Below are 1,565 nucleotides of genomic sequence, written 5' to 3' on the forward strand. Positions count from 1 at the left end.
CCTCGCCATCCATGGCGGCGGCCTGGAAGAGATGACCGACGTCATCGCCGAGCGCGCCGCCGAGGCCGCCGACGCCTCGGTGTACGTGGTGCGTCACCCCGCTCGTTACCCGCACCACCTGCCGTCGGCCCGCTACGACCCGGACGAATCGCCAAGGCTCGCAGAGTTTCTCGATCATGTCGACGTCGCCGTCTCGCTGCACGGCTACGGCCGAATCGGGCGCGGCACCCAGCTGCTCGCCGGGGGACGCAACCGCGCGCTGGCGGCTCACCTGGCGCGGCACATCCGGCTGACCGGCTACCAAGTCGTCACCGACATCGACGACATCCCACCGGAACTGCGCGGCCTGCATCCCGACAACCCAGTGAACCGGGTTCGCGGCGGCGGGACCCAGCTGGAACTGTCGGTCCGGGTGCGGGGCCTTAGCCCGCGCAGCCCGCTGCCGGGCGCCGACGGCTTGTCGCCGGTCACCTCTGAGCTGGTGCGGGGTCTGGCGGCCGCGGCGCGTTCCTGGTAAGTGTTCTCATTCGTCGAACGGAGGTTGTTGGTGGTCAAGGATTTTCGCTTCGGGTTGAGCATGCGGTTCTTCAAGTCACGCTCGGCGTTGGTCGACAAGGTGAAGCGGGCGGAAGATCTCGGATACGACATCTTGTGCGTGCCAGATCATCTCGGCGCGGCGGCACCGTCGCCGACACTAACCGCGGTCGCGATGGTGACGAGCCGGATCAAGCTGAGCATGTATGTGCTCAACGCCGCGTTCTACAAGCCGGCCCTGCTCAGCAGGGACCTGCAGGCCCTTGACGTACTGAGCGACGGCCGTCTCGAGATCGGGCTCGGAACCGGATACGTCCGCGAGGAATTCGAGGCCGCCGAGCTGCCGTACCCCAGCGCCGGCGCGCGGGTCGACTACCTGGGACACATGACGACATACCTAAAGGAACATCACCCGACGACGCCGATCCTCATCGCCGGCAACGGCGACCGGGTGCTGACGCTGGCCGCGCGGCACGCCGACATCATCGGGCTGACCGGCGCCAGGGTCCACGACGTCGACGACCCGCTGGCCGAACGCATCGAGTTTGTTCGCAACGCCGCGGGCGAGCGATTCGACGCACTGGAGCTGAACATGGTGATCACCGCGATGCCGCGCGAGGGCGAGAGCGCGCCCGATTTGAGGATGACCCGCCAGTACGCGCCGGACCTGTCCGATGAGCAGTTGCTGTCGATGCCGTCGGTGCTCAGCGGGTCACCCCGCGAGATGGCCGACACGCTGGTCGGCCTCCGCGAGAAGTACGGCCTGAGCTGCTTCACCGTGCAGGACAACAACCTCGACACGTTCGCAAAAGTCATTGCCGAACTGCGGTGAGGGCGCCGCGGAGTTCTTCCCCGGTAAGCTCACCCTGTCCGCCCTCGTAGCTCAGGGGATAGAGCACGGCTCTCCTAAAGCCGGTGTCGCATGTTCGAATCATGCCGGGGGCACTTTGTGGGTGTATTACCTCGGCTGATGGTTGACATTTCTACTTCGGGTGATGGCTGACAGTGTTTCGGCTGATGCTTGACAGTTA

At 65.9% G+C, this 1,565-nt stretch carries 2 protein-coding genes and 1 tRNA gene; all 3 read left to right on the plus strand.

Annotation, left to right across the window (positions count from 1 at the left end; genetic code table 11):
• Positions 1 to 517, plus strand: a 517-nt coding sequence (locus A5712_RS28320; protein ID WP_197519520.1) for a poly-gamma-glutamate hydrolase family protein, incomplete at its 5' end; no start/stop codon positions are given.
• A 24-nt stretch (positions 518 to 541) separates the two neighbouring features.
• Entirely contained in the window at positions 542 to 1,366 is an 825-nt protein-coding gene (locus tag A5712_RS28325; protein WP_082973705.1) for an LLM class F420-dependent oxidoreductase, read from the plus strand.
• A 40-nt stretch (positions 1,367 to 1,406) separates the two neighbouring features.
• Positions 1,407 to 1,479, plus strand: a tRNA-Arg gene (locus tag A5712_RS28330).
• Positions 1,480 to 1,565: the final 86 nt, after the last annotated feature.

The organism is Mycobacterium sp. E2327, assembly GCF_001672675.1.
Taxonomy (GTDB): Bacteria; Actinomycetota; Actinomycetes; order Mycobacteriales; family Mycobacteriaceae; genus Mycobacterium.